The sequence below is a fragment of the Amaricoccus sp. B4 genome (genome assembly GCF_043226085.1).
GTDB lineage: Bacteria > Pseudomonadota > Alphaproteobacteria > Rhodobacterales > Rhodobacteraceae > Amaricoccus.
In genome coordinates, this window is the sequence record NZ_CP171225.1 from 3,236,975 (window position 1) to 3,263,332 (window position 26,358).

At 69.6% G+C, this 26,358-nt stretch carries 30 protein-coding genes; 15 read left to right on the forward strand and 15 right to left on the reverse strand.

Annotated features, from left to right (window positions below; genetic code table 11):
* Window positions 1-164 precede the first annotated feature (164 nt).
* The 3 genes from ACF66B_RS15580 to ACF66B_RS15590 are packed head-to-tail and all read left to right on the forward strand — an operon-like array spanning window position 165 to window position 2,278.
* Complete coding sequence (locus ACF66B_RS15580; RefSeq protein WP_111430181.1) at window positions 165-1,061, forward strand: YicC/YloC family endoribonuclease; 897 nt, start codon at window positions 165-167, stop codon at window positions 1,059-1,061.
* A gap of 21 nt (window positions 1,062-1,082) precedes the next feature.
* Window positions 1,083-1,733, forward strand: a complete 651-nt coding sequence (gene gmk, locus ACF66B_RS15585; protein ID WP_111430268.1) for a guanylate kinase — start codon at window positions 1,083-1,085, stop codon at window positions 1,731-1,733.
* The gene (locus tag ACF66B_RS15590) at window positions 1,730-2,278 is read left to right on the forward strand and encodes a gamma carbonic anhydrase family protein (RefSeq protein ID WP_111430182.1); all 549 of its coding nucleotides are present in this window, start codon (window positions 1,730-1,732) and stop codon (window positions 2,276-2,278) included. The genes gmk and ACF66B_RS15590 overlap by 4 nt, the downstream gene beginning before the upstream one ends.
* Here ACF66B_RS15590 and ACF66B_RS15595 read toward each other — a convergent pair.
* Window positions 2,244-2,864 carry a histidine phosphotransferase family protein gene (locus ACF66B_RS15595; RefSeq protein WP_162683289.1) on the reverse strand — a complete coding sequence of 207 codons (621 nt, stop codon included), beginning with the start codon at window positions 2,862-2,864 and terminating at the stop codon, window positions 2,244-2,246. The genes ACF66B_RS15590 and ACF66B_RS15595 overlap by 35 nt on opposite strands.
* Before the next feature lie 30 nt (window positions 2,865-2,894).
* Here ACF66B_RS15595 and ACF66B_RS15600 point away from each other — a divergent pair, with 30 nt between their 5' ends.
* From ACF66B_RS15600 to ACF66B_RS15615, 4 genes are all read left to right on the forward strand, one after another.
* Window positions 2,895-3,077: a DUF3553 domain-containing protein gene (locus tag ACF66B_RS15600; protein WP_111430184.1), complete on the forward strand. Its 183-nt coding sequence runs from the start codon at window positions 2,895-2,897 to the stop codon at window positions 3,075-3,077.
* 135 nt (window positions 3,078-3,212) lie between these two features.
* Window positions 3,213-4,001, forward strand: a complete 789-nt coding sequence (locus ACF66B_RS15605; protein WP_111430185.1) for a GNAT family N-acyltransferase — start codon at window positions 3,213-3,215, stop codon at window positions 3,999-4,001.
* Complete coding sequence (locus ACF66B_RS15610) at window positions 3,998-4,888, forward strand: lysophospholipid acyltransferase family protein (RefSeq protein ID WP_111430186.1); 891 nt, start codon at window positions 3,998-4,000, stop codon at window positions 4,886-4,888. Before ACF66B_RS15605 ends, ACF66B_RS15610 begins: the two co-directional genes overlap by 4 nt.
* Window positions 4,889-5,001: 113 nt before the next feature.
* Window positions 5,002-5,490 (forward strand): DUF992 domain-containing protein, encoded by a 489-nt coding sequence (locus ACF66B_RS15615; RefSeq protein ID WP_111430187.1) that lies wholly within the window; start codon window positions 5,002-5,004, stop codon window positions 5,488-5,490.
* Between the two features lie 117 nt (window positions 5,491-5,607).
* Here the strand turns inward: ACF66B_RS15615 and msrB are convergent, their stop codons facing one another.
* Window positions 5,608-6,012 carry a peptide-methionine (R)-S-oxide reductase MsrB gene (msrB, locus tag ACF66B_RS15620; RefSeq protein WP_111430269.1) on the reverse strand — a complete coding sequence of 135 codons (405 nt, stop codon included), beginning with the start codon at window positions 6,010-6,012 and terminating at the stop codon, window positions 5,608-5,610.
* 134 nt (window positions 6,013-6,146) lie between these two features.
* Here msrB and ACF66B_RS15625 point away from each other — a divergent pair, with 134 nt between their 5' ends.
* The 4 genes from ACF66B_RS15625 (at window position 6,147) to ACF66B_RS15640 (ending at window position 11,836) form a co-directional block, all read left to right on the forward strand.
* Window positions 6,147-6,905, forward strand: a complete 759-nt coding sequence (locus tag ACF66B_RS15625) for a GNAT family N-acetyltransferase (protein ID WP_111430188.1) — start codon at window positions 6,147-6,149, stop codon at window positions 6,903-6,905.
* A 115-nt stretch (window positions 6,906-7,020) separates the two neighbouring features.
* A complete protein-coding gene (locus tag ACF66B_RS15630) occupies window positions 7,021-8,682 on the forward strand; it encodes an ABC transporter permease (RefSeq protein WP_392663202.1) in 1,662 nt (553 codons plus the stop codon).
* Between the two features lie 159 nt (window positions 8,683-8,841).
* Window positions 8,842-10,371 carry a hypothetical protein gene (locus tag ACF66B_RS15635; protein ID WP_162683290.1) on the forward strand — a complete coding sequence of 510 codons (1,530 nt, stop codon included), beginning with the start codon at window positions 8,842-8,844 and terminating at the stop codon, window positions 10,369-10,371.
* A gap of 16 nt (window positions 10,372-10,387) precedes the next feature.
* Window positions 10,388-11,836, forward strand: coding sequence for a heme biosynthesis HemY N-terminal domain-containing protein (locus ACF66B_RS15640; RefSeq protein ID WP_162683291.1), 1,449 nt, complete (start codon window positions 10,388-10,390; stop codon window positions 11,834-11,836).
* A 58-nt stretch (window positions 11,837-11,894) separates the two neighbouring features.
* On the opposite strand, the gene ACF66B_RS15645 is transcribed toward ACF66B_RS15640, so the two are convergent.
* A complete protein-coding gene (locus ACF66B_RS15645) occupies window positions 11,895-12,704 on the reverse strand; it encodes an enoyl-CoA hydratase (protein WP_392663206.1) in 810 nt (269 codons plus the stop codon).
* A gap of 72 nt (window positions 12,705-12,776) precedes the next feature.
* On the opposite strand from ACF66B_RS15645, the gene ACF66B_RS15650 reads away from it, so the two are divergent.
* Complete coding sequence (locus ACF66B_RS15650; RefSeq protein ID WP_111430191.1) at window positions 12,777-13,199, forward strand: PaaI family thioesterase; 423 nt, start codon at window positions 12,777-12,779, stop codon at window positions 13,197-13,199.
* Between the two features lie 25 nt (window positions 13,200-13,224).
* Here the strand turns inward: ACF66B_RS15650 and ACF66B_RS15655 are convergent, their stop codons facing one another.
* Both ACF66B_RS15655 and ACF66B_RS15660 read right to left on the reverse strand, forming a co-directional pair.
* The gene (locus ACF66B_RS15655; protein WP_392663208.1) at window positions 13,225-14,502 is read right to left on the reverse strand and encodes a multidrug effflux MFS transporter; all 1,278 of its coding nucleotides are present in this window, start codon (window positions 14,500-14,502) and stop codon (window positions 13,225-13,227) included.
* On the reverse strand, window positions 14,499-14,963 hold the full coding sequence (locus ACF66B_RS15660; protein ID WP_111430192.1) for a MarR family transcriptional regulator: 465 nt from the start codon (window positions 14,961-14,963) through the stop codon (window positions 14,499-14,501). Before ACF66B_RS15660 ends, ACF66B_RS15655 begins: the two co-directional genes overlap by 4 nt.
* Window positions 14,964-15,082: 119 nt before the next feature.
* Between ACF66B_RS15660 and ACF66B_RS15665 the strand changes: the two genes are divergently transcribed.
* From ACF66B_RS15665 to rpsI, 3 genes are all read left to right on the forward strand, one after another.
* Complete coding sequence (locus ACF66B_RS15665; RefSeq protein ID WP_162683292.1) at window positions 15,083-15,253, forward strand: hypothetical protein; 171 nt, start codon at window positions 15,083-15,085, stop codon at window positions 15,251-15,253.
* Window positions 15,254-15,439: 186 nt separating this feature from the next.
* The gene (gene rplM, locus ACF66B_RS15670; RefSeq protein WP_111430193.1) at window positions 15,440-15,904 is read left to right on the forward strand and encodes a 50S ribosomal protein L13; all 465 of its coding nucleotides are present in this window, start codon (window positions 15,440-15,442) and stop codon (window positions 15,902-15,904) included.
* Window positions 15,905-15,906: 2 nt separating this feature from the next.
* Window positions 15,907-16,392 carry a 30S ribosomal protein S9 gene (gene rpsI / locus ACF66B_RS15675; protein WP_111430194.1) on the forward strand — a complete coding sequence of 162 codons (486 nt, stop codon included), beginning with the start codon at window positions 15,907-15,909 and terminating at the stop codon, window positions 16,390-16,392.
* Between the two features lie 100 nt (window positions 16,393-16,492).
* On the opposite strand, the gene ACF66B_RS15680 is transcribed toward rpsI, so the two are convergent.
* From ACF66B_RS15680 to araD, 10 genes are all read right to left on the reverse strand, one after another.
* Window positions 16,493-17,365, reverse strand: coding sequence for an SMP-30/gluconolactonase/LRE family protein (locus tag ACF66B_RS15680; RefSeq protein ID WP_111430195.1), 873 nt, complete (start codon window positions 17,363-17,365; stop codon window positions 16,493-16,495).
* Window positions 17,362-17,970, reverse strand: coding sequence for a 2-dehydro-3-deoxy-6-phosphogalactonate aldolase (locus tag ACF66B_RS15685; protein ID WP_111430196.1), 609 nt, complete (start codon window positions 17,968-17,970; stop codon window positions 17,362-17,364). The genes ACF66B_RS15680 and ACF66B_RS15685 overlap by 4 nt, the downstream gene beginning before the upstream one ends.
* Window positions 17,967-18,878: a 2-dehydro-3-deoxygalactonokinase gene (locus ACF66B_RS15690; RefSeq protein ID WP_111430197.1), complete on the reverse strand. Its 912-nt coding sequence runs from the start codon at window positions 18,876-18,878 to the stop codon at window positions 17,967-17,969. Before ACF66B_RS15690 ends, ACF66B_RS15685 begins: the two co-directional genes overlap by 4 nt.
* Window positions 18,875-19,855 carry a galactofuranose ABC transporter, permease protein YjfF gene (yjfF, locus tag ACF66B_RS15695; RefSeq protein ID WP_111430198.1) on the reverse strand — a complete coding sequence of 327 codons (981 nt, stop codon included), beginning with the start codon at window positions 19,853-19,855 and terminating at the stop codon, window positions 18,875-18,877. Before yjfF ends, ACF66B_RS15690 begins: the two co-directional genes overlap by 4 nt.
* The gene (locus ACF66B_RS15700) at window positions 19,852-20,892 is read right to left on the reverse strand and encodes an ABC transporter permease (RefSeq protein ID WP_392663214.1); all 1,041 of its coding nucleotides are present in this window, start codon (window positions 20,890-20,892) and stop codon (window positions 19,852-19,854) included. Before ACF66B_RS15700 ends, yjfF begins: the two co-directional genes overlap by 4 nt.
* A complete protein-coding gene (locus ACF66B_RS15705; protein ID WP_111430199.1) occupies window positions 20,889-22,391 on the reverse strand; it encodes a sugar ABC transporter ATP-binding protein in 1,503 nt (500 codons plus the stop codon). Before ACF66B_RS15705 ends, ACF66B_RS15700 begins: the two co-directional genes overlap by 4 nt.
* A 64-nt stretch (window positions 22,392-22,455) precedes the next feature.
* Entirely contained in the window at window positions 22,456-23,409 is a 954-nt protein-coding gene (ytfQ, locus tag ACF66B_RS15710) for a galactofuranose ABC transporter, galactofuranose-binding protein YtfQ (protein ID WP_111430200.1), read from the reverse strand.
* Window positions 23,410-23,511: 102 nt separating this feature from the next.
* Complete coding sequence (locus ACF66B_RS15715) at window positions 23,512-24,453, reverse strand: Gfo/Idh/MocA family protein (RefSeq protein ID WP_392663218.1); 942 nt, start codon at window positions 24,451-24,453, stop codon at window positions 23,512-23,514.
* Entirely contained in the window at window positions 24,440-24,619 is a 180-nt protein-coding gene (locus ACF66B_RS15720) for a hypothetical protein (RefSeq protein WP_162683293.1), read from the reverse strand. The genes ACF66B_RS15715 and ACF66B_RS15720 overlap by 14 nt, the downstream gene beginning before the upstream one ends.
* Complete coding sequence (araD, locus tag ACF66B_RS15725) at window positions 24,606-26,348, reverse strand: L-arabinonate dehydratase (RefSeq protein WP_111430201.1); 1,743 nt, start codon at window positions 26,346-26,348, stop codon at window positions 24,606-24,608. The genes ACF66B_RS15720 and araD overlap by 14 nt, the downstream gene beginning before the upstream one ends.
* Window positions 26,349-26,358: the final 10 nt, after the last annotated feature.

Sequence of the window (26,358 nt, forward strand, 5' to 3'; positions counted from 1 at the left end):
GCCGGGAGGGTCATACCCATGACCACGGGCGGTTGGTAAACGATTTCTTTATACGATATACGACGAACCTCGCAATGTCGCGCCCTTTGCTTAGGCTTCCTTAATTTGCGTAAAAATTTGGCTAAGATTCGCGGCGGCAGGCGGCTTTTCGGCACGGGGGGAAAATGACGTTTCAGTCGATGACGGGCTTCGCATCGCTCGCGGGCGCGGCGGGGGAGTTCCAGTGGGTCTGGGAGGTGCGGAGCGTGAACGGCCGCGGGCTCGACCTGCGCCTCAGGCTGCCCGACGGGTTCGAGGCGCTCGAGGCGCCGGTCCGCGCGGAGTTCGGCCGCCTGTTCAGCCGCGGCTCGATCACCGTCGGGCTGAAGCTTGCCGGCATCGGCGCCCAGGCGGTGCCGCGGGTCAACCGGGCGCAGCTCGAGGCGACGCTGGCGGCCGCGCAGGAGGTCGCCGATCTCGCCGCCGCGCGGGAGATGCCGCTCGCGCCCTTTTCGGCGCTGGACCTGCTCGGGTTCCGCAACGTGCTCGAGATCGAGGCCGCGCCCCTGGCGGAGAACACCGAGGTGCTGGCCGCGGTGACGGCTGAGATCGGGCCGCTGGCGGCGGCGCTGGCCGAGGCCCGCGCGCAGGAAGGCGCCGGGCTCCGAACGCTGCTCGCCGAGCGGGTGGACCGGATCGCGGAGCTTGCAGCGGCGGCGCGGGAGACGGCGGAGGTGCGTGCCGCCCGGCGCGGCACGGTGCTGCGCGAGCGGGTGCAGGCGCTGCTCGAGTCGACGGCGATCGCCGATGAGGCGCGGCTTTCCCAGGAACTTGCGCTCATCGCGGTAAAGGCGGACGTTTCCGAGGAGATCGACCGGCTCGAGACCCATGTCGTGGCGGCGCGCGATCTGCTTGGCGGCGAGGGCCCGCGCGGCCGGCGGCTCGATTTCCTGACCCAGGAATTCAACCGCGAGGCCAACACGCTCTGCTCGAAGGCCGGTGCGACCGATTTGACGGCGATCGGTTTGGAGATGAAAGTGGTGATCGATCAGATGCGGGAGCAGGTACAGAATGTGGAGTAGCGCATGAAAGCGGAGGCCGGGATGCAGAAGCCGAAGCGCCGGGGCCTTCTCATCATTCTGTCCTCGCCGTCGGGGGCGGGGAAATCGACGCTCTCGCGGCGGCTGCTGGAGGTCGATCCCGAGATGCGGTTCTCGGTTTCGGCCACGACCCGGCCGCCGCGGCCGGGCGAGCAGGACGGGCGGGACTATTTCTTCAAGAGCCGCCGCGAGTTCGAGACGATGGTCGAGGCGGGCGAGATGCTCGAATACGCCGAGGTCTTCGGCAACTTCTACGGCACGCCGCGCGCGCCGGTGGAGGCGGCGACCCGGGAGGGGCAGGACGTGCTCTTCGACGTGGACTGGCAGGGCGGGCAGCAGATCCGCAACTCGCCGCTCGCCGACAGCGTCGTCTCGATCTTCATCCTGCCGCCCTCGATCGCCGAGCTGGAGAGCCGGCTGCGGGCGCGCGGCCAGGACAGCGGCGAGGTGGTGGCAAGCCGGATGGCGAAATCGCGGGACGAGATCAGCCACTGGGCCGAATACGACTATGTGCTCGTCAACGAGACGCTCTCGACCTGCGAGGCGGAGCTGCGCGCGATCATCGAGGCCGAGCGGCTGCGCCGGGAGCGCAGGCCGGACCTCATGGTGCTGGTGAACCAGATGAACCGTGAATTCGAGGAGAGATTGACATGAGCCTCTATGCTCTCGACGGCATTGCGCCGAAGCTGCCGGAGGACGGCGATGCCTGGGTGGCGCCGGGTGCGCGGCTCATGGGCCGTGTCGAGCTCCGCAAGGGCGCCTCGGTCTGGTTCAACGCGGTGCTGCGCGGCGACAACGAGCCGATCATCGTCGGCGCGGATTCGAACGTGCAGGACGGCAGCGTGCTGCACACGGACATGGGCTTTCCGCTCACCATCGGGCGCTGCTGCACCATCGGGCACATGGCGATCCTGCATGGCTGCACCATCGGGGATTTCAGCCTGATCGGCATGGGGGCGACGGTGCTCAATGGCGCAGTGATCGGGAGGAACGCGCTGGTGGGCGCGGGCGCGCTGGTGACCGAGGGCAAGGAGATCCCCGAGGGCACGCTCGCGGTCGGCCGCCCGGCGAAGGTGGTGCGCGAGCTGAGCGCGGAGGAGATCGAGGGGCTTGCGAAGTCGGCGGAGCGCTACCGTGCGAACATGCAGCGCTTCCGCATCGGGCTCAAGCCGGCTGGGGTGCTCGCGCCTGCAGGCTGACGGCGGCCTCGGCCTCGCCGAACCGGGCCTCGATCCCGAGGCCCGTCTGTTCGAGCGCCTCGCGCAGCATCGGGAACTGGATGCTTTCGGAGCGGGGCGCGGCGAGCGGGGTGCCGTCGGTGACATGGGCCCAGAGCTCGGCCGGGGCGGCGGTGCGCCGGCCTTCGACATTGAGCGAAATGGTATCCTCTGCCATCGAGACCCGCACGAGCCCGCCCATGGGCAGGCTCTTCTCGAGGCAGAGGATGGCGAGGAAGATGACCCGGCCGACCGGGCGGGGCAGGCTGCCGGAGCCGGCCTCCCAGGCCACGGTGAAGCGGCCGCTGTACATCGCCCGGGTGATCTCGGCCGCCTCGTCGCAGGAGAGCTCGGTGTCGGGATCGGCGGGGCCGAAGGCGATGCGGAAGAAGCGGATGCGGGCGAGCGCGTTCGCAAGGCTGTCGGTGATGAGGTCGAGTTCGGGGCTCGCGGCGCCGCCGTTGGTCATCTGCAGAAGCTCGAGGCCGTTGCCGATGGCCCCGAGCGGGCTTATCAGATCGTGGCAGAACCGTGCGCTTACCAGCGCACTGAGGTCGGTCGCGCTCATCGGCTGCCCTCCCATTCAACGAGGCATGACTTGAACGAATTTCTCGAGCCCGGCAATCTCGTGCGCCATCCGGACATGCCGGACTGGGGGCTCGGGCAGGTGCAATCGGTCATCGGCAACAAGATCACTGTCAATTTCGAGCACGCAGGCAAGGTCGTCATAGATGGGTCCCGGATTGACCTCGTGCCGGAATTCGGCGGGCCTGAGGCCTGAGAAAAGAGACGTCACACACATTTCTTAATCGGTCGTAAATCGCCATGGGCGACTGGTCCAGCCCGCTGATGCGCTGCTATAGGGAGAGGGCCGCTCCTGAACTCCCGGCGGGCGGCAGAGTGATCGAAGGTGTGAATGTCGTCGAAGCCGAACAACTACCACGTCAAGATTGCCGAGACGGAAGAGGAGCTTCTGGGCGCGCGCCGGCTGCGCTACCGGGTTTTCGTCGAGGAGATGGGGGCGAGCGCGCGGCCCGAGGAACACGCGCTGCGACAGGAGTGGGATGAGTTCGATCCGTATTTCGATCACCTGATCCTGCTCTCGCGCGAGGACGGCATCGAGGACCCGCTCGACCGGGTGGTCGGGGTCTACCGGCTCATGCGCGACGATGCGGCACGGGAGGGCATCGGCTTCTATGGCGCCGGCGAATACGATCTCTCGCCGATCCTGACCTCCGGGCGCAAGGCGCTGGAGCTCGGACGCTCCTGCGTGGCGCTGGCCCACCGGGGCGGGCTCGGGATGCATCTGCTCTGGAACGGGCTCGCGGGCTATGTGCTCGACCGCAACATCGAGATCCTCTTCGGGGTGGCGAGCTTTCACGGCACCGACCCCGCGCCGATCGCCGAGGCGCTGGCCTATCTCCACCACACCCGCCTCGCGCCGCCGGAGCTGAGGGTGCGGGCGCTCGAGGGGCATTATCTTGACATGAACCTGCTGCCGGCGGCGGAGGTGGACGCCACCCGCGCGAGCCAGCAGATCCCGCCGCTCATCCGCTCCTATCTCCGGCTCGGCGGCTTCGTCGGCGACGGGGCCTTCGTCGATCATGATTTCAACACCATCGATGTCTGCGTCGTCATGGATACCGTCCGCATGACCGAGAGCCACCGCCGCTTCTACGAGCGCAACCGGAGTGTGGCCCGGTGACGATCGGCTGGAACGATGCGGACCCGGCTGCGCTGCCGCCCCTGCGGGCCGGGCAGAAGCTGCGTCTGGCGCTGCGCGCGTCCTGGGCTCTGCTCACGCTCGCGGTGCTCTTTGCGATCTTTCTCGTCATTCGCGGCGGCGAGCTGCTCGTCGGGCGCCTCACCGGCCGCTCGCACCGGCGGCTGGGGGCGCACATCGTGCAGGTCTGGGCCATGCTCGCGCTGCCGACGCTCGGCCTGCGCTACGTGCAGCGCGGCACGCCGATCCGGGGCGCGGGCGCCTTCGTCGCCAATCATTCAAGCTGGATCGACATCGTGGCGCTCCAGCGGGCCGCGGCGCCGTTTCTGGTCTCGAAATCCGAGGTCCGCTCCTGGCCGGGCATCGGTTTCATCGGGCGGGCGATCGGGACGCTCTTCATCGACCGCAAGGCGGGGGCGGCGAAGAAGCAGGAGGCCGAGCTGCTCGACCGGCTGCGCCGGGGCGATCACATGGCGCTGTTTCCCGAGGGCACCAGCACCGACGGGCAGCGGGTCCTGCCCTTCAAGTCCTCGCTCTTCGGGGTGTTCTTCGCCCCGGATCTCGAGGGCCGGGTCGCGGCCCAGCCGGTGGCGATCGTCTACCGCCCCGGCCCGGGCCTGCCGGCGAATTTCTGCGGCTGGTGGGGCGACATGGATTTCGCCGCCCATATCATCGACATGTTCGCGCGCTCGGTCGGGAGCGAGGTGGAGCTCACCTTCCTCGAGCCGGTGAGCGTGGCCGAAGCGCCCGGCCGCAAGGCGATGGCCGCCCTTTGCGGCGCGCGGGTGGCCGAGACCTTTGCCGCGCGCCATCTGCCGGCGCCGGATGCGGCGGGGGACGCGGGGCAGGGCGCGGCGACCTCCGGGTGATCCCGGCACGGCGGGGTTCGGTGTAAAACGGTGTTTCGCGAAAACAGGGTTTTCTGGACGCGTTTGCGGTGCAATATGGGCCCCGAGGCGAGTCCAGAGCGAGACATATTCCAATGACAAAGACAATTTTCGCGGCCCTGGCCGCTACCGCGCTCGGCGCGGCAGTGCCTGCCGCCGTCAGCGCGGCCGATCTCGAGGTCGGCGTGCTGACCTGCAAGCTCGACGGCGGCAAGAACCTTGTCGTCTACAGCACCGAGAGCTTCGACTGCGTCTACAATCCGACCAAGGGGGAAAACGAGACCTACGAGGGCAAGATCAAGGAGGTCGGGGTCGATCTCGAGATCAAGGAAGGCCAGAAGCTCATCTGGTCGGTGATCGCGCCGAGCTTCGAGCAGGAGCCGGGCGCTCTGGCCGGGACCTATGTCGGGGCGTCCGCCTCCGCGGCGGTGTCCGCCGGCGTGGGCGGCAAGATCCTTGTCGGCGGCAGCAAGAAGTCCTTCACCCTGCAGCCGCTCAGCGTCGCGGGCACCGAAGGCTTTGGCGCCAATGTCGGCATCCAGAGCTTCGAGCTGACGGCCAAGGCGCCAGAAACCACGCAGTAATCTCCGCCCCGGCCTTGCCGCGGGGCGGCGGGAAGGCCGGAGCGTACGGGACCCGGGCGATCGGTTGCGATGGCCCGGGCCGCCCTTGCCGGATCTGTCATCCGGCCCGGCGGGGCGTCACTCGCCCTCCGTCTCCGGCTTGAAGTCGAGCGCCACGCCGTTCATGCAGTAGCGCAGGCCGGTCGAGGTCGGGCCGTCGGGAAAGACGTGCCCGAGATGGGCGTCGCAGTGCGAACAGGTGATCTCGGTTCGCCGCATGAAGTGGCTCAGATCCTCGTGCTCCTCCACCGCGCCCTGTTCGAGCGGGGCATCGAAGCTCGGCCAGCCGCAGCCGCTGTCGAACTTCGATGTGGCATCGAAGAGCGGCGCGCCGCAGCAGGTACAGGTGAAGGTGCCGGGCGCCTTCGGGAAATCGTCGTGGCTGAACGGGCGCTCGGTGCCCTTCTGCCGCGTGACCTTGTAGGCGAGCGGCGACAGTTCGGCCTGCCACTCCGCCTCGGTCTTGCGGATCTTGCTGGTCATCGGGGTCTCCTCCGCGTCGGGGGTCTCGGGATCAGAGATCGTCATTGTCTTGGAACCGTCAAGGATCGGTCACGCAGATATTGCACGGCCGTGCGACGATCCCCGCCACGGGGAGCGTCTGCCGGATGAGGCCGATGACTGGTATGACACAGGTGAAATTCCGGGCGCGCTTTGCCGAGACGGCGGAGGATCTGGCGCGCGCGCAGGCCCTGCGCTACCGCCGGTTCCGCGCAGGCCGGGCGCCGGGCGCGGATCACGGGGCGGCGGCGCGCGACTGCGACGCCTTCGATGCGCTGGCGCGGCATGTGCTGGTCGAGGACCTTCGCTCGGGAGAGCTCGTCTGCTGCTTCCGGGCGTTGCTGCTCGCGGACGGTTCGGCGATCTCGCGTTCCTATTCGGCGCAGTTCTACGATCTTTCGCGGCTCGCGGGCTTCAAGGCGCCGATGCTGGAGCTCGGGCGGTTCTGCATCGCCGAGGCGGCGCGCGACCCGGACGTGCTGCGGGTGGCCTGGGGCTTCATCGGCGGCATGGTGGAGGCGCATGGGGTCGAGCTGCTGTTCGGCTGTTCGAGCTTCCACGGCACCGAGACGGCGGCGCATGAGGATGCCTTCGCGCTGCTCAAGGAAAACCACCTCGCGCCGCGGCGCTGGCTGCCGCGGGTGAAGGCGCCCTCGGTCTTCCGCTATGCCCGGAAGCTCCGGCTGAAGAAGCCTGACCTCGCTGCGGCGATGCGGGGGATGCCGCCGCTGCTCCGGACCTATCTGCTGATGGGCGGCTGGGTCTCGGACCATGCGGTGGTGGACCGCGAGCTCGACACGCTCCATGTCTTCACCGGGGTGGAAACCCGGCGCGTGCCGGCCGCGCGTCTCCGGATGCTCCGCCCCGCGGTCTGAGCCCGAGATCCGAGCCCGAGTCTGAGGACGCACACGCGCATCGCGCAGGGGGGCTTGCCGGGCCTCTGTCTCCGGGCTACCTCGGGGGAACGGTGTGACGTGGAGGTCCGGCCCTGTGGGCGAACGCATTCTGAAAATCCTCGCGTGGATTGCGGCGCTTGTCTGCATGGCGCCGATCGTGGCGGCGGGGCTTGCGGCGTTCACCGGGAATTTCGCCACCTGGACCGGGCTCGTGCAGACGGTGTTGCCGGGCTACATCCTCAACACGCTGATGCTGGTGGGGCTTGTGGCGTCTGGCACCGCGGCGGTGGGCGCGGGGGCGGCCTGGCTCGTCACGATGTTCCGCTTCCCGGGCTCGCGGCTCTTCGAGGTGCTGCTGGTGCTGCCGCTCGCCTTCCCGGCCTATGTGCTCGCCTATGCCTATACCGATCTTCTGCAGCATTCGGGGCCGGTGCAGACGCTTCTGCGCGAGGTGACGGGCTGGGGGCCGCGGGATTACTGGTTTCCGAATGTCCGCTCGCTGCCCGGCGCGGCGCTGATGCTCGTCTGCGTCCTCTATCCTTACGTCTATCTGCTGGCCCGCACCGCCTTCGCCAAGCAGTCGATCTCGGCCTATCTCGCGGCGCGGACGCTCGGGCGCGGGCCCTGGCGGGCGTTCTGGCAGGTGAGCCTGCCGATGGCGCGGCCGGCGATCGTCGGCGGGGTGCTGCTGACGGTGATGGAGACGATCGCCGATTACGGCACGGTGGCGCATTTCTCCGTCCGCACCTTCTCGACGGGCATCTATCAGGCCTGGTTCTCGATGGGGGACCGGGGTGCGGCGGCGCAGCTGGCACTCTGTCTGCTTTCCTTCGCGCTGCTGCTGGCCGCCCTCGAGCGCATCCAGCGCGGGCAGGCCCGCGCCCATACCCGGGGCGCGCGCGCCGAGATGTTCGACCCGCAGCCGCTCGAGGGGCTGGCGGGCTGGATCGCGGCGTTCTTCTGTTTCGTGCCGGTCTTCGTGGGCTTCCTGCTGCCGGTCGTTGTGCTGACGCAGATGGCGGTGGACAGCGGCCAGAGCCTGTTCGATCCGCGCTACATGCGGTTCGTCACCAATTCGCTGACGCTGGCGGCCGCCGCGGCGCTGGTGACGGTGACGGGCGCCGTGCTCATCAGCTTCCGGGCCCGGCTGCTGCCGGGGCGGGCGTCGCGGGTGATGGTGCTGGGCGCGGGGCTCGGCTATGCGGTGCCGGGGGGCGTGATCGCCGTGGGCATTCTCGTGCCGCTCGCCGCACTCGACAACACGATCTCGGACTGGGCCCGCGCGACCTTCGGGGTCTCGACGGGGCTGATCTTCACCGGATCGATCTGGATTCTGGTGCTGGCCTACATGGCGCGGTTCATGGCCGCGGGGCTCAACACGCTGGAGGCGGGCTATGCCTCGCTGAGCCCCAACATCGACGCGGTGAGCCGCACGCTGGGGCTGGCGCCGCCGCGGATGCTCGGGCGGGTGCATCTGCCGATCATGCGGGGCAGCATCCTCGCCGCGGCGCTGATCGTCTTCGTCGACACGATGAAGGAGCTGCCGGCGACGATGATCATGCGGCCCTTCAACTTCGACACGCTGGCGGTGCAGGCGCACCGGCTCGCCGCGGACGAGCGGCTGGAGCAGGCCGCGGTGCCGAGCCTTGTGATTGTCGCGATCGGGCTGTTGCCGGTGCTGCTTGTGTGCCGCCAGCTCGCGCGCCACGGTGACCGGCCGATGCCGGGCCCGGAGGCGCTCGCGACGGCGAATTGATGTGCCCGGACGGCGCTTTCACGCGCCTTCCGAGCACCTGCGGATCGCTCCGGAAACGCTTCCGGCGGGGTGCGGTCCGTGGCGGGGGCTTTTCCTTGTTCACGGAAAATCCATCGCCTAGTATCCGACCGGAAGTTCATGGTGCGTGGGGAAGGTTCGATGGCAGCACGAGAGAATGATGCGACCGGAGACGACACGGTGGCATCCGGGACCGGCGCAGAAGGCCCCGAAGGGACCCGGCCGATTCCGGAGACGGATCCGATCCGGCCAGGTGGCGAGGCGGAGCCGCCGCGCGACATTCTCGCAGACGAGTCCTTTGTGGATCCGGTCGTGAAGGCCGAGGACACGCCGGAGGACGAGACCGTCTGGAACGTCGAGCCGGACGAGCCGCTGGAGACGGACCGCGAGGCGGCGGCCTCGGAGACGCCGGTGCAGGACGTCGAGCCCGAGCCGGTGGTCGAGCCTGAGCCGGTTGTCGAGGCCGAGCCGGCCGAGACGGCGGCTGCGGCGCGTGCGGCTGAGGCGCATGACCGTCATCACGCCGAGGAAGAGCATCAGGAGGAGGAGGCCGAAGGGTCTTCCTTCGCGGCCAAGCTGCTCACGCTGCTCGTGGTGCTGATCGCCGGGGCGGCTCTGGGGATCTGGGCCGCGCCGAAGGTCGCGCCGATGCTGCCTTCGGGCATGGCGCCGGTCGCGGCCTGGCTCACGCCGGGTGCTGCCGGGACCGAAGACGAGATTGCAGCGCTTTCCGGGCGGATCGACGATCTTTCCGCCAAGCTCGACGGCGTGAGCGGCGATGTCGCGACGCAGGCGGATGTCTCTTCCGCGGTTGCCGCCGCGAAGACCGAGACCGACGCGGCGCTCGCGGATCTGCGCAAGACGGTCGAGGCGGCCGACAGCGCGGATGTCGCGCAGCGGATCGCGCGCCTCGAGGGCACGGTCGAGGGCCAGGCCGGCGAGGTCTCCTCGCTGCGCGACCAGCTCAGCGGCGCAAGCGCGTCGGGCTCGGCCGAGATCGACGTCTATCGCGCCGAGCTCGAGGGGCTCCGCGGCGAGATGCGCGACCTGACCGACCGGGTCGCCTCGCTCAGCCATCAGATCGAGGAGGTGGGCGCGACCGCCGACCGCTCGATCAGCGCGGCGGAGGAAAAGGTCGCGGAGATCCAGCAGGAGGCCGAGACGCAGCTCAATGCCGCCGAGATCGACGCCGATGTCGCGCTCATCCGGGCGGCGCTTGCGAGCGGCCAGCCATTTACCGATGCGGCCGACCGGCTGACCGCGGCGGAGAACGTGACGCTGCCCGAGGGGCTGGCCGCGGCCGCGCCCAGCGGCGCGCCGACGCTCCAGATGCTCGAGGAGCGGTATCCCGATGCGGCCCATGCCGCGATCCGCGCCAGCATCGAGGCCGAGGCGGGTGACGGGTTCCTCGCGCGCTCGCGCGCCTTCGTCACCGCACAGCTCGCCACCCGCTCGCTCACGCCCCAGGATGGCACGGGCACGGATGCGGTGCTGTCGCGGATGGAGGCGAAGCTCAAGCAGAACGATCTGCCGGGCGTGCTTGCCGAAGCCGACGCGCTGCCCTCCGAGGCGGCGGCGGCCATGGGCCCGTGGCTGACGGATGTGCGTCTGCGCCAGGGCGCGGAGGCGGGCCTCGGCGAACTGCAGGCCAGCCTGCCGGCCACGAACTGAGGGAAGGCTTCCGAACATGCTCTGGTCTCTGATCAAGATCTTCATCTTCATCGCCATTGCCGCGGGCCTTGCCTTCGGGGTGGCCTGGATTCTCGAGACGCCGGGCGAGGTGGTGATTGCCTTCGCGGGGCGCGAGTGGTCGCTGACCCCGATCGGCTCGCTCATCGCGCTCGTCGTGCTGCTGGTGGCGGCGGTCGTCATCCTCAAGGTGCTCGGCTTCATCATCGCGCTGATGCGCTTCCTGCTCGGTGACGAGACGGCGATCAGCCGGTATTTCAACCGTTCGCGCGAGCGGCGCGGGTTCAACGCGCTGTCGGACGGCATGATCGCGCTGGCCTCGGGCGATTCGAAGCGGGCGATGAAGAAGGCGGCGAAGGCCGAGAAGCTTCTCGGCCGCAAGGATGTCACCGGCCTCGTGAGCGCGCAGGCCGCCGAGCTCAACGGCGACAAGACGCGGGCCATCGGCTATTACAAGACGATGCTCGACGACAGCCGCACGCGCTTCGTCGGCGTGAGCGGCCTCATGCGCCAGAAGCTCGAGGAGGGCGACACGACGACGGCGCTGGCGCTGGCCAAGAAGGCCTTCGCGCTCCGGCCGGACAACCCCGCGCTGCTGCGCACGCTCTTCGATCTGCAGTCGCGCGAAGCCGACTGGTCGGGGGCGCGCGACACGCTCAATGCCTCGATGCACGCCCGGCTGCTGCCGCGGGACATCGGCCACCGGCGCGAAGCGGTGCTCTCGCTCGCCGATGCGCAGGCGGCCGCGGCCGAGGGCAACGAGGCGCGCCGGAACGATGCGGCGCTGCAGGCCAACAAGTATGCGCCGACGCTGGTGCCCGCCGCGGTGCTCGCCGCGCAGGTGCTGGTCGAGAAGGGCATGGCGCGGAAGGCGTCGAAGGTGCTGGTGCGGGCCTGGGCCGCGAACCCGCATCCCGATCTCGCCGCCGCCTTTGCCGCGATCGTGCCCGAGGAGACGCCGCAGGCGCGGATGAAGCGCTTCGATAGCCTGATCACGGCGGCGCCGAACAACCCGGAAAGCCGGCTTCTGAGCGCGGAGCTTGCGCTGGCGGCGGAGGATTTCCCCGCGGCGCGCAAGGCGCTCGGCACGCTGCCCGAGACCGATCCGACCACGCGGAGCCTTGCGCTCATGGCCGCGGTCGAGCGCGGGCAGGGCGCGCCGGAAGCGGTGGTGCGGGCCTGGCTTGCCAAGGCGCTCGATGCCTCGCGCGGGCCGCAGTGGGTCTGCGAGAAGTGCGGGCACGTGCATGACGCCTGGCGGCCGGTCTGCGAGAGCTGCGGCGCGTTCGACACGCTCGAGTGGAAAACCCCGGCCCATCGCCAGGAGACGACCTACGGTCAGGCGACGATGCTGCCGCTTCTGGTCGATCCGGCCCCGGCGGCCGAGGAGGCCGATCCCGGCGTGACGGATGCGGACGAGGTGCGGGCGGAAGCCGCCGCGCGCTGAGGCCCGAAGGCTCGAGGGGGCCGGTCCCGCCTGGCGGCGGGGCCGGCCCTTTGCGTTGCTACTGGTTCCACTCGGGCTTGCGCTTGTCGAGGAAGGCCTCGATCCCGGCGGCCGTGTCCTCGCGGATCATGTTCTGGGCCATCACCCGGCCGGTATGGGCATACGCCGCCTCGAGGCCCATCTCGGCCTGTTCGTAGAAGGCGCGCTTGCCGATGCGGACCGCGGGCCCGAGCTTGGCGGCGATCCTTTCGGCGAGCGCCCGGCTCGTGCCGGCCAGTTCGGCCTCGGGCACCACGCGGTTGACGAGGCCGAGGCTGCGGGCCTCGCCGGCGTCGATGAACTCGCCGGCGGTGAGCATCTCGAAGGCCTGCTTGCGCGGGATGTTGCGGGTGAGCGCGACCATCGGTGTCGAGCAGAAGAGGCCGATGTTGACCCCGTTCACCCCGAAGCGGGTGCCCTCGGCGGCGACGGCGAGATCGCAGCTCGCGACGAGCTGGCAGCCCGCCGCGGTGGCGATGCCGTGCACCTCGGCGATGACCGGCTGGGGCAGCTTCACGATCGAGGTCATCATCCGGCCGCAGGTGGCAAAGAGGGTTTCGAAATAGGCGAGCCCGCCGTCGGGCGCCTGGCGGGCCGCGGTCATCTCGCGCAGATCGTGCCCGGCGCAGAACGCCTTGCCCGCGGCGCGCAGGATCACCACGCGCACGCTCCGGCTTGCCGCGATGTCGTCGAGGGCCGCCTGGAGCGTGGCGAGCATCGCCTCGGAGAGCGCATTGAGCTTGCCCGGGTTGTTGAGGGTGAGGGTCGCGATCGCGCCCTCGTCCTCCCGCAGGAGAATGTCTTCGCGCACGAGCGTGTCTTCGGTCAATCTTGCCTCCCTTGCCTCCGGTGCGTTGGCTTGCCACTCTGCGACAGTTTCCGCAGACGCGAAAGACCACCGATGCAGACTGTGCTTTCAATTCCCGAGCTTTCCGCCTTCGTTGACGAGGTGTTTCCGCAGCAGGCCGGGCGTTTCGAGATCCTCGACCTGGCGCCCGGGCGGGTGCGGGTGCGGATGGAGACGCGCGAGGAGGACCTGCGGCCGGGCGGCACGGTGTCCGGTCCGACGCTCTTCCTTCTGGCCGATTGCGCCTATTACATCGTGACGCTGGCCCATGTCGGGCGCGAGGCGCTGGCGGTGACGACGAACTGCGGCATCGACTTCATGCGCAAGCCCGAGCCTGGCCCGCTGCTGGCGGAGGCGCGCATCCTGAAGCTCGGGCGGCGGCTCTCGGTGGGAGACGTGCTGCTCTATTCGGAGGGGGTCGCGGCACCGGTGGCGCGGGCGAGCCTCACCTATTCGGTGCCGCCCGCCCGCGCCTGATCCCCCGCCTGATCCCGCGCCGGCCTCAGGCCCGCGCCTGGGGCGGCGCCGCGGAGAGCGTGCGGTGTTGCGGCCGGGCATAGGCATCCCGGACCGTGCGGCGGTAGAGCCGGTAGGAGAGGATCGCGGCGATGCCCATCGCCGGAATGAGCACGGCCATGGCGAGGAGCGGATCGCCGAAGCTCGCGCCGAGGGTGCCGACGGCGAGCCCCGAGCCCATCTGCAGGAAGCCCATCATCGCCGCGGCCGCGCCCGCCCGGTCGGGGAAGGGCACAAGGGCGGCGGTCGACATTGCCGGCATGATGAAGGCGATGCCGATCGAGGCGCAGGAGATCGGCAGCATGACGTGGAGAAAGCTCGGATCGCCGAGGAGCAGCGAGAAGGTTCCGAGCCCGCCCAGGGCCACGAAGCAGAGGCCGGGCGCGACCATGCTGGCCGCGCTGACCCGGTTGAGCAGGACGCGGAGCGCGAGCGAGCCGCCGAGGAAGAAGCCCGACTGCATGAGCATGCCGAGCCCGAACTGGGTGGGGGTGAGCCCGACACGGTCCATCAGGATGAAGGGCAGGAACGTCGCCTGGGCGTAGATCGCGCCGATGGTGCCCGCCACGACCCCGGAGGCGCCGAGGAACTGGGCGTTGCCGAGGATGACGACATAGGAGGAGGCGAGGCCACGGAAGCTGAAGCGGCTGCGGTCGGGGACGACGGTTTCCTTGAGCGCGAAGACGGTCGCCAGCACCACGGCGATGCCGAAGAGCGCCATGATGACGAAGATCGCGCGCCAGCCGGCGAGCTCGAGGGTGAGGCCGCCGATCGTCGGTGCGGTGGCGGGGCCGACCGCGAGGATGATGCCGATGAGGTTCATGATCCGCGACGAGCGGTCGCCGGAAAATAGGTCGCGCACGATGGCGCGCGAGATCGCCACCCCGGCCGAGGCGCCGACGCCCTGGAGGAAGCGCGCGGCCATCAGGACCTCGATGCCGGGCGCCATGAGCGCGATCAGGCTGCCGAGGAAGTAGATGCCCATGAAGGCGAAGGTGACGGGGCGGCGGCCGAGCGCATCGGAGAGCGGCCCGGCGATGAGCTGGGCGAAGGCGAAGCCGCCGAAATAGAGCGTGAGGGTGAGCTTCACGAAGCTCTCGGTGGTGCCGAAGGCATGGACGATCTCGGTCATCGCCGGCGTGTAGAGCGCCATCGAAATCGGGCCGATGGCGACGAAGAGGCCGCCGATCAGGGCGACCCGGCGCTCGCTCATCACCGGGGCGGGCGCGGCGTCGGCCTCGGGCAGGGTCTCGGGTGTGGTCATGATGCGCCTCCGGAGCAGCGGGCCTCGCGGGCACGGGTGAGATTGTCGCGGACCAGCCGCGCGGCGGCGGCGAAGGTCTCCCATTCGGTGTCGGACATGCCGGCGCGGGCGAGCGTGCGCATCTCCGCCCCGATCGCCGCGATCTGGTCGAGCACGGGGCCCGCGGCGTCGGTCAGGTGCACGCGCTTGGCGCGCCGGTCGTCGGGGTCGGGCGCGCGCTGCACCAGCCCCGCCTGTTCCAGCCGGTCGAGAAAGCCGCAGAGGCTCATCTGGGCGACGCAGAGCCGATCGGCGAGCAGGTGCTGCCGGATCGGGCCGGTGCGGCGGAGGTGGGCGAGCACGCGGGCCTCGGCCGGGGTGACGCCGAGGCCCGCCTCGGCCACGCGGTGCTCGAAGCCCGAACGGAACAGGCGGGCCATGTCGGCCACCACGAAGTTCAGGCTTTCCGGTGCGGGGTGCATGACGGTCGGGTCCGATTCTGTAAAGTAGACATATAATCAGGTAAGCTTATTATATGGTCGCGTCAAGCCGGGGCCGGAATGCGGCTTGCGCGGTGCGCCGGGCGGGGCATAGTGCGGACATGATCCGCATCCTGTTCCTCTTTGCCGCCCTGTTCGCCGTCATAGCGCTCATCACCCGCACCCCGGGGATGCGGCGGGCGTTCTATGCCTTTCTGGCGTTTCTCGTCGTCTATGCGATTCTCAAGGCAACGGGCGTGATTGACGCCTGGGCGCCGGACAGAATGCAGTAGATAATTGGGGTATTATGATACCATAATTTCAAGGGCATGAAATATAAGGGGTAATTTTGATCCCGGCCGATTGACCTGCGCGGAAAATCCTGTAGAAGGACCGCTCGTTCGGAGCGGGCCGCTGGCCCTTGGGGGACCGCCCCCGAGGCGCGCCCGGCCCTGACCTGAAGACAGGACGGACAAGAGATGAAAACCTATTCCGCCAGACCGGCAGACATAAACAAGAAGTGGGTCGTGATCGATGCCGAAGGCATCGTGCTCGGCCGCCTCGCCTCGCTGGTCGCCATGCGGCTGCGCGGCAAGCACAAGGCGACGTTCACCCCGCACATGGACATGGGCGACAACGTGATCGTCATCAACGCCGAGAAGGTGCAGATGACCGGCCGCAAGCGCGCCGACAAGAAGTACTTCTGGCACACCGGCTTTCCGGGCGGCATCAAGCACCGCACGGCGGCGCAGATCCTCGAGGGCCGTCATCCCGAGCGGGTGATCCTCAAGGCGGTCGAGCGCATGCTGCCGGGCGGGCCGCTCAGCCGCAAGCAGATGTCGAACCTGCGCGTCTATGCGGGTGCGGTGCATCCCCATGAGGGCCAGAGCCCCGAGGTGGTCGATCTCGCCTCGATGAACCCCAAGAACACCCGGAGCGCGTGACCATGGCCGATTTTTCCTCGCTCGAAGAGCTCAAGGATGCCGTTGCCGCCGATGCGGTGGTTGCCGATGCCGCCCCCGTGCGCGAACCCGTTCGTGACGAGCTTGGCCGTTCCTATGCGACCGGCCGCCGCAAGGACGCCACCGCGCGCGTCTGGATCAAGCCGGGTTCCGGCAAGGTCACCGTCAACGGCAAGCCGATGAACGACTACTTTGCCCGTCCGGTGCTGCAGATGGTGATCGGCCAGGCGTTCTCCGTCGCCGGTGTCGCCGGAGAGTTTGACGTGATGGCGACCGTGAAGGGCGGTGGCCTCTCCGGTCAGGCCGGCGCCGTGAAGCACGGCATCAGCCAGGCGCTCTCGCTCTACGAGCCGAGCCTGCGCCCCGCGCTGAAGGCCGCCGGGTTCCTCACCCGCGACAGCCGCGTCGTCGAACGCAAGAAATACGGCAAGCGGAAGGCGCGCCGGAGCTTCCAGTTCTCCAAGCGCTGATGTTTGCGCTCCGGCGGCTTCGCGCCGCTGGAGCCTTCCTTCGGACAGGCCCTGCCGGGAGATCCCCGGCGGGGCCTGTTGCCGTTTCAGGCGGGTGGTTTCAGAGCCGGACCTGCGGCTCGGGGAGCCCGCAGACGCCCGGCGCCTCGATCAGATAGGTGCGGCCATCGGCCTCGCCGGGCGCCGCGAGCGCCTCGCGGGCGGTGGTGACGAGGATCTGCGCGAGATCGGGGCCGCCGAAGGCCGGGCAGGAGGTGTTCCGGCCGGGCACGGCGATCGCGCGATCGAAGCTGCCATCCGGGCGGTAGCGGGCGACGCGGCCCGCCCCCCATTGCGCATTCCAGAGGCCGCCTTCGGCGTCGATCACGGCGCCGTCCGGGTTGAGCGGCTCCTCGGTGAGGTCGATGAAGGCTTCGGCCGGCGCGGACGGCCAGCCCTCGGCATCGAGCTCCTGGCGCAGGATGCGGTGCGTCCGGGTGTCGCTGAAATAGGCGGTCCGGCCGTCGGGGGCGAAGCAGATCGCGTTGGAGACCGTGATGTCCCTGTGCAGACATTCGAGCGCGCCGTCATGGAAGCGGTAGATCGCGCCCGCGCCCGGCTCGGCGTTCTTGCCCATGGTGCCGATCCAGAAGCCGCCCTGCCGGTCGGCGCGGCCGTCGTTCGAGCGGGTGACCGGGTTCCCGGCCTCGAGCGGCAGGACCTCCTCATGCGCGCCGGAGGTGATGTCGAAGCGGCGCAGGCCGGTCTCGGTGGCGATGAGCAGGGTGTCTGCATCGACCCAGCCCGCGGCGGAGGCGTGTTCGTCGAACTGCCAGACATGGGGCCGGTCGTTTTCCCGGCTGAGCAGGCGCTTGCCGATGATGTCGAACCAGAAGAACTGCCGGCGGAGCGGGTGCCAGAGCGGCCCCTCGCCGAGGGTGCAGGCGCGGGCGTCGAAGAGGCGGGCCTCGGGGGCGCGGCGGCTGTCGGTCATGGGTGAAACACCTCGTCATAGGCGGCGGTGATGCGGGCGGCGCGGGCGGCGACCTCGGCCGCGCTGTCACCGGGGCGATAGAGCGCGGTGCCGATGCCGAAGCCGTCGGCGCCGGCCTGTTTCCAGGCGGCGAAATTCTCGGGGCCGGCACCGCCGACCGCAAGCACTTCGGTGCCTTTCGGCAGGACCGCGCGCATGGCGGCGAGACCTGCGGGCCCGAGCAGGGTCGCGGGAAAGAGCTTGAGGACATCCGCACCGGCCCGGAGGGCGGCGAAGCATTCGGTGGGGGTCATGACGCCGGGGCAGGAGAGGAGACCCGCGGCCTTCGTCGCCGCGATCACCTCCGGATTGCAGTCGGGCGAGACCACAAGGCGGCCGCCCGCCACGGCGACGCGGCGGGCATCGTGCGGGCTGAGCACGGTGCCCGCGCCGATCAGCGCATCGCGCTCGAAGCGGGTGGCCATCCCGGCAATGCTCTCGAAGGGCGACGGCGAGTTGAGCGGCACCTCGATGGTTGTGATCCCGGCCGCGATCAGTGCCTCGGTGACGGCGAGCGCCTCCCCCGGGGTGATGCCGCGGAGGATCGCGGTGATCTTGCGTCTCATGCCTCGGCTCCGCTGAGGGTTTCGTATGCCGCCGTGAGCCCCGCGCGCGTGAGGGCGCCGACATCCTCGCGGCGGACCGCGGCCTCCTGCTGCGCGAGCGCCGCGGCATAGAGGCCGGCAAGCGGCTCCGCGCCGATCACCGCCACGGGCTGCCCGCGCCAGATGTCGGCGGCTGCGGCGAGATCCGCGCCGATCAGCAGGCCGGAGAGCCGCGCCCGCGCCGCGGCGGGATCGAGCCCGGCCAGCAGGCTCTCGGCCCGGAGCGCGAAGAGCGCGCCCGGCACGCGCTCGGGGGCGGCAAGCGCCGTGGCGAGGGCCGCGGCATGGGCAGCGCCATCCCAGCCCGGCCCGATGGAGTGGCGCAGCACGGACTGGCTGGCGAGCAGGCCGAAGAGCTCGCCGGTCAGGATGGTGCGGAAGCCTTCCACACGGCCGGCGCGGAGCCGTGCCCATTTCGTATGGGTGCCCGGCAGGCAGGCGACGCCGTCGAAGCCGGGGGTGCGGGCGAGGAGGCCCGCGATCTGGGTCTCCTCGCCGCGCATCACGTCGGCGGCCGGAGCGGCCTGGCAGAGGCCCGGCAGGATGCGCACGTCGAGCCGGGGGTCGGCGGCGAGCACGCTGACCGGCGGCAGGCCGCAGGGCGGGCCGGGCACGGGGGCATAGGGCGCCTCGCGCCAGCCCTGGCGCGCTCCGGCCATGCCGCAGACGAGAACGGGTGTCCGCCGCCTGGCGGGCAGGAGATCCGCGGCCGCGTCGAGCAGCGCCGGTTCGTAGCCCCTGGGGTGGAGCGCGGCCATGCCCGTCCCGGTCTGCCGCTCGGCCAGCACCGTGCCTGCGGCATCGATGGCCCAGAGCCGCATGTTGGTCGTGCCCCAGTCGACCCCGATCCAGGCCGTCGCGATGGTCATGCGGCGGCCCCGAGCGGGGCGAGGCGGGCCTGGGTGAGGCGGAGCAGGAGCTTCTGGAGCACGATGAAGACGAGGAGCAGGATGCCGATCACGATCTTGGTCCACCAGCTGGAGAGGCTGCCGTCGAAGACGATGTAGGTCTGGACGAGGCCCATGGTGAGGACGCCCACGAGGGTGCCGAACACGTAGCCGGAGCCGCCGGTCAGGAGCGTGCCGCCGATCACCACCGCGGCGATCGCGGTGAGCTCGGTGCCGACGGTGGCCAGCGGGTAGCCGGAGCCGGTGTAGATCGAGAAGACGATGCCCGAGAGCCCGGCCATGAAGCCCGAGAAGGCATAGATGAGCACGGTGGTGCGCCCGACCTCGACCCCCATGAGCCGGGCCGTCGCCTCGCCGCCGCCGAGCGCGAAGACGCTGGCGCCGAACCGGGTGCGGTGGGCGAGAAGCATCCCGGCCGCGACGCTCAGCAGCATCAGGACGCCGATGAGGGTGAGGCGGCCCTTGCCGGGCATGAGATAGTAGCTGCTCTGGATCGCGTCGTAGAAGGCGTGCCGGATCGGCACGGAATCGATCGTGAGCATGTAGGCCGCCCCGCGGGCGAGGAACATGCCCGCGAGCGTGACGATAAAAGGCGGCATGCCGAGAAGGTGGATGAAGCCGCCCATCAGCGCGCCGAAGGTGGTCGTCACCGCGAGGAGGAGCGCGAAGACGACAATGGGGTGCAGGCCGGTGTCGCGAAGCAGGACCGCGATGAAGACCCCGGAGAAGGCGATGACCGATCCGACCGAGAGGTCGATGCCGCCGGAGAGGATGACGATCGTCATGCCGACGGCGACGATGCCGAGATAGGCATTGTCGGTCAGGAGGTTGCCGATCACCCGCGTGGAGAGCATCGCGGGAAACTGCGCGTAGCAGATGGCGTAGGCGACAAGGAAGATCGCGATGGTGACGTAGAGCGGCAGCGCGCGGGAGATCATCGGAGGCTCTCCTTCGGCTTGGGCGTGGCGGCGGCATGGCTGCCGGAGAGGCCGGAGCGGCTGCGGCGCCAGAGCTGCCAGTCCGCCGCGAGGCGGGGCGATTGCAGGATGAGGATGATGATCACGAGCGCGGCCTTGAGCACGAGATTGTATTCGGACGGGAAGCCCGCCAGCAGGATTCCGGTGTCGATGGTCTGGATGATGAGCGCCCCGAGCACGGAGGCCGCGATGGAGAAGCGCCCGCCCATCAGGGAGTTGCCGCCGATCACCACCGCGAGGATCGCGTCGAGCTCGAGCCAGAGGCCGGCGTTGTTGGCATCCGCCCCGCGGATGTCGGCGGTGGCGATGAGGCCCGCGACGGCGGCGCAGAGGCCCGAGGCCATGTAGACGGCGATGAGCAGCACGCGGGCGTTGACCCCGGCGAGTGCGCTGGCGCGGCGGTTGACGCCGATCGCCTCGATGAGGAGGCCGAGCGCGGTGCGGCGCATGAGAAGCGTGACGGCGATGGCCGCGGCAAGCCAGAGCAGCGCCGGAACCGGGATGCCGAAGAGGCTGCCCGAGCCCAGGAAGGCAAGGCCCGGATGACTGAAGGTGAGGATCCGGCCCTCGGTGATGAGCTGGGCGATGCCGCGCCCGGCGGTCATCAGGATCAGCGTCGCCACGATGGGCTGAATGCCGATCACCGCGACGAGAAAGCCGTTCCAGAGCCCTGCGGCGAGGCCGGCGGCCAGAGCGAGCAGGAGGGCGGGCCCGAGCCCCCAGCCGTTCACGATCGCCGTGGCGGCCACGGCGCCGCAGATCGCCATCACGGTGCCGACCGAAAGGTCGATGCCGCGCGAGGCGATGACGAGCGTCATGCCGATGGCGAGCAGCCCGATCGGCGCGCCGCGCTTGAGGATGTCGATCACCGGGCCGACGAGGCGGCCGTCGGAGACCGAGATCGAGAGGAAGGTCGGGAAGACGAGGGTGACGAGCATCACCACGGCGGCGAGCGTCAGGATCTGCGGCAGGACGCGGCGGAGGGCTTGCGGCATCATGCGGCGTCCTCCTCGGCGATGGCGCGGACGATGGTCTCGGTGGAGATCTCCGCCCCGGTGAGTTCGGCGACGTGGCGGCGGTCGCGCACCACGATCACCCGGTCGGAGACGGCGATGAGCTCGTCGAGCTCGGAGGAGACGATGAGGATCGACATGCCGCCCGAGGTGAGTTCTCGGATGAGGTGGAGGATTTCGGCATGCGCGCCGACATCGATGCCGCGGGTGGGTTCGTCGAGGATGAGAAAGCGCGGGTTCATCGCGAGCCAGCGGGCAAGGATCACCTTCTGCTGGTTGCCGCCCGAGAGCTGTCCCACGGGTTTCTCGGCGTCCGAGGTGCGGATGTCGAGCCGTGCGATGTAGTCCTTCGCGAGCCGGACCTGTTCGGCGCGGGACATCGGGCGGGTCCAGCCGCGGCGGGCCTGGAGGGCGAGCGCGATGTTCTCGCGCACCGAGAGGTCGCCGACTATGCCGTCGGTCTTGCGGTCCTCCGGGGCGAAGCCGAAGCCTGCGGCGATGGCGGTCCGCGGCGAGGAGAGGTCGATCTCGCCATCCGCATCGCGCGCGGTGCCGGTTTGGGCGGCGCGGACGCCGAAGAGCAGCTCGGCGCTTTCGGTGCGGCCGGAGCCGAGGAGGCCCGCAAGGCCGATGACCTCGCCCACGCCGACGCGCAGGTCGAAGGGTTCGATCATGCCGCGCCGGCCTAGGCCCTCGGCGCGCAGGAGTTCGGGGCGGATCGGCGCGCCCGCGCCGTGGCCCGCCGCCTGCGCCACCACCTCGTCCTCGAGGACGCGGCCGAGCATGTGCTCGATGAGCCGCACGCGGTCGAGATCGCGCGTGGCTTCGGTCACGACCTTCTGGCCGTTGCGGAGCACGGTGACGCGATCGCTGAGCGCGAAGACCTGATCGAGGAAATGCGAGACGAAGACGATGCCGAGGCCCCGGTCGCGGAGGCCGCGGACGACATCGAACAGCATCTCGACCTCGCGGGCGTCGAGGCTCGCGGTGGGTTCGTCGAGGATCAGCACCTTGCCCGAGAGCGCGACGGCGCGGGCGATGGCGATGATCTGCTGGATGGCGACGGAATAGCAGCCGAGGTCGCGGCCGACGTCGATGTCGAGCCCGTACCCCATGAGCGTCTCACGGGCCATTGCCCGCATCGCGCGGCCATCGACGAGGCCGAAGCGGCGCGGTTCGCGGCCGAAGGCGAGGTTCTGGGCGACGGTGAGATTGGGCAGGAGGTTCACCTCCTGATAGACCGTGCCGATGCCGAGCTCCTGGGCTTCGGAGGTGGAGCGCGGCGAGATGCGCGCGCCCTCGAGCCGGATCTCGCCCGCATCGCGGCGGTAGGCGCCGGTCAGGCACTTGATGAGCGTGGACTTGCCCGCGCCGTTTTCGCCGAGGAGCGCGTGGACCTCGCCGGCGGCCAGCTCGAAATCGACGCCATCGAGCGCCCGGGTGCCGGGGAAGGTCTTGGTGAGGGATTGAACCGAAAGCAGCATTCTCGCTCCAGCGGCAGGCAGGGGTGCGGCGGACCGGAGGGCCGGCCCGCCGCCTTGGGGCCTCTCAGTAGCCGAGACCCTTCTTGGCTTCATACTGGCCCATCGGATCGTCGGCCTGGGTGTAGAGCTTCGATTCCGTCTGGATGAACTTCGGCGGCATGGTGCCGTCCGCCCAGTAGGCTGCGAGCGCATCGAAGGCAGGGCCCGCCATGTTGGGCGTGAGCTCGACGGTCGCGTTCGCATCGCCGTCGGCCATCGCCTGGAAGATGTCAGGCACCGCGTCGATCGAGACGATGAGGATGTCCTCGCCCGGATTGAGCCCGGCTTCCTTGATGGCCTGGATCGCACCCACCGCCATGTCGTCGTTGTGGGCGTAGAGCGCACAGATGTCCTTGCCGCCGTTCTCGGCCTGCAGGAAGCTCTCCATCACTTCCTTGCCCTGGGCGCGGGTGAAGTCGCCGGTCTGGCTGCGGACGATCTCGATGTTGTCGTGGCCTTCAATGGCCTGGCGGAAGCCATTGGCGCGGTCGATGGCGGGAGAGGAGCCGGTGGTGCCCTGGAGCTCGACCACGCGGCATTCCTTGTCGCCCACGGTTTCGACCAGCCACTGGCCGGCGACATTGCCCTCGTGCACGAGATCCGAGCCGACCGCGGTCAGGTAGAGATCGTCGGAGCTGTCGACCTGGCGGTCGAGCAGCACGACCGGGATCTCGGCTTCCTGGGCCTCTTCGAGCACGCTGTCCCAGCCGGTGGCGACCACGGGGGCGAGCAGGATCGCGTCCACGCCCTGCGCCACGAAGGAGCGGATCGCGGCGATCTGGTTCTCCTGCTTCTGCTGGGCGTCGGAGAACTTGAGATCGATGCCGCGCTCTTCCGCCTGCTGCTTGGTGAGCGTGGTTTCAGCCGCGCGCCAGCCCGATTCCGAGCCGATCTGCGAGAAGCCCACAGTCTGGGCCGAGGCGGCGCCGGCGGTCAGGGCGAGCGCGGCGGCTGTTGCGAGCAATCCGTTGAGTTTCATGAAGTGTTCCTCCCTTTGAGTTTTCAATTGTCTGGTGTTTCCGGCGCGTTCTTCTGCGCGCCTTGTCCTCATCGCGGGGCCTCGTGGGCCCCACGATCAGGGTCAGTCCTCGAAGGGCTCGACCGCGATGCGGCGGCCGAGCAGAAAGGCGTCGGCGACATGGACGAGGGGCGTGTCGTCCACATCCGATGCATTCCGGGCGAGCAGCCCGGCGAAATGCGCGTAGAGCGAAGGGTATTCGCCCGGATGGTCCAGCGGCTGCGGCGCGCCGTCGATCGCAAGCTTGCCGCCGCCTTCCGAAAGCGCGAGCGTGCCGTCCTCCGTCTCGACCCGGATGTCCCAGGTCGGCGCCCCCTGCTGGCGCCAGTCGAACACGGCTTCGACCGGCACGCCGCCCGGCGCGGCGAACGTGAGCGTCGCGGCGATGGGTGTGTCGCGGTTCGAGGGGAAGGCGAGTTCGGCGCGCGCGAGATGCACCGGGACGGGCAGGATCGCGGTCAGGATCGAGAGCGCGTTGATGCCGGGATCAAAGACCCCGAGCCCGCCGGGCTCCCAGATCCAGCCCTGGCCCGGATGCCATTCGCGCACGTCTTCCTGCCAGTCGATCGTGACCTTTCGCAGACTGCGCCCGGCCAGCCAGGCGCGCGCGGGCGCGACACCGGCGGCATGGCGCGAATGCCAGGTCGCGAAGAGCGACACCCCTTGGGCGCGGGCAAGTTCTGCAAGGGCGCGGACCTCGGCGACTGTCGCGCCGGGGGGTTTCTCGAGCATGACATGGCGGCCTGCGCGCAGGGCTGCGGCCGCGGCCTCGTAACGGACCTGCGGCGGCATGCAGAGCGAGACGGCGCCGATCTCGGGACGGGCCTCGAGCAGCGCCTCGATGGTCGTGAAATTCTCGGTGCCGGCAATTCCGCCCGAGCGGCTGACGGTCGCGGCAAGCCGGAACGCGCCGCCGTCCGCGATTGCCGGGATATGCTGATCCCGAGCGATCTTGCCGATGCCGACAATGGCGATGTCGCGCAGATCCTGTTCAGTCATCGTCATGACAGTCGTCCTGCCGGGCACCATGGGCGCAAGGCGCGTGGCCCCGGCCCGGGGGTGGTCTGTCCTCGCCCTGGGCCGGGCCGAAGGTTGCGCCCGGGTCGCGGGCGGTCAGGAAGCGCCAGACGATCGCATCGAGGGAATCCTGACGGGGTTCAATGACTGTCACGACCGACCTCCCGCCCACGGCAGCCCTTGAGGAAATCGAAATCGGCACCGGTATCGGCCCCCTCGACATGGGCGTGGAACATGCTGGCATAGCCGCTGTCGGGCGGTGCGGAGAGCGGGCGCCAGGCGGCGAGCCTCGCGGCGAGTTCGTCCTCGGGAATGTCGAGATGGATCCGCCGCGCGGCGACGTCGATCTCGATCATGTCGCCATCCCGCACCACCGCCAGCGGGCCACCCACCGCCGCCTCGGGCGCGGTGTGGAGCACCGCCGTGCCATAGGCGGTGCCGGACATGCGCGCGTCCGAGATCCGGATCATGTCGGTGATCCCCTTCTTCAGGACCTTGGGGGGAAGGCCCATGTTGCCCACCTCGGCCATGCCGGGATAGCCCTTGGGCCCGCAGTTCTTCAGCACCATCACGCAGGTCTCGTCGATGTCGAGATCGTCGCAGTCGATCCTGGCCTTGTAGTCGTCGATCGTCTCGAAGACGACGGCGCGGCCGCGGTGCTGCATCAGATGCGGGCTTGCGGCGGAGGGTTTCAGGACGGCGCCGTTGGGGGCGAGGTTGCCGCGGAGCACGGCAATTCCGCCCGAGGCGGTGAGCGCCTTCTCGACCGGCAGGATGACGTCCTCGTTCCAGTTGCGCGCGTCCTTCACCTCGTCCCAGATCGGGCCGCCGGAGACGGTGAGCGCATCGCGGTGGAGGACGCCGGCCTCGCCGAGGCGCTTGAGCACCACAGGCAGGCCGCCGGCATAGAAGAACTCCTCCATCAGGTATTCGCCCGAGGGCATGAGGTTGACGATGGTCGGGATGTCGCGGCCGAGCCTGTCCCAGTCCTCGAGCGTGAGGTCGATGCCGACGCGGCCGGCAAGCGCGAGCAGGTGGATGACCGCGTTGGTCGAGCCGCCGATGGCGCCATTGCAGCGGATCGCGTTCTCGAAGGCCGCGCGGGTCAGGATGTCGGAGGGTTTCAGGTCGTCCTTCACCATCTGCACGATACGGCGGCCCGAGAGCTGCGCCATCACGCGCCTGCGCGAGTCGACGGCCGGGATCGCGGCATTGCCGGAGAGCGCCATGCCGAGGGCTTCGGCCATGGAGGCCATGGTCGAGGCGGTGCCCATGGTGTTGCAGGTGCCCGAGGAGCGGCTCATGGCCTGTTCGGCCTCGAGGAAATCGGCGTGGCTCATGCGGCCGGCCTTGATGTCCTCGCTCATCTGCCAGAGGGCGGTGCCGGAGCCGACGCGCTCGCCGCGGAACCAGCCGTTTAGCATCGGCCCGCCGGTCACGACGATCGAGGGGATGTCGGTGGAGGCCGCCCCCATCATCAGCGACGGCGTGGTCTTGTCGCAGCCGACAAGCAGCACGGCGCCGTCGATGGGCTGGCCGCGCATCACCTCCTCGACCGCGAGGGCGGCGAGGTTGCGATACATCATCGCCGAGGGGCGGAAGGTGTTTTCGGAGGCGGAGAAGACGGGCACCTCGAGGGGAAATCCGCCCGCTTCCCAGACGCCTGCCTTCACCTTCTCGGCCAGTTCGCGCAGGTGGCCGTTGCAGGGCGTGAGCTCGGACCAGGTGTTGAGGATGCCGATGACGGGGCGGCCATCGAAGAGGTCGTCCGGGTAGCCCTGGTTCTTGAGCCAGCCGCGATGATAGATGTTGTCCCGCGACGTGCCGCCATACCATTCCTGGCTGCGGAGCCGTCTCGGCCAGTCTGCCTTCTTGAAGTCCATGGTCCTGCCC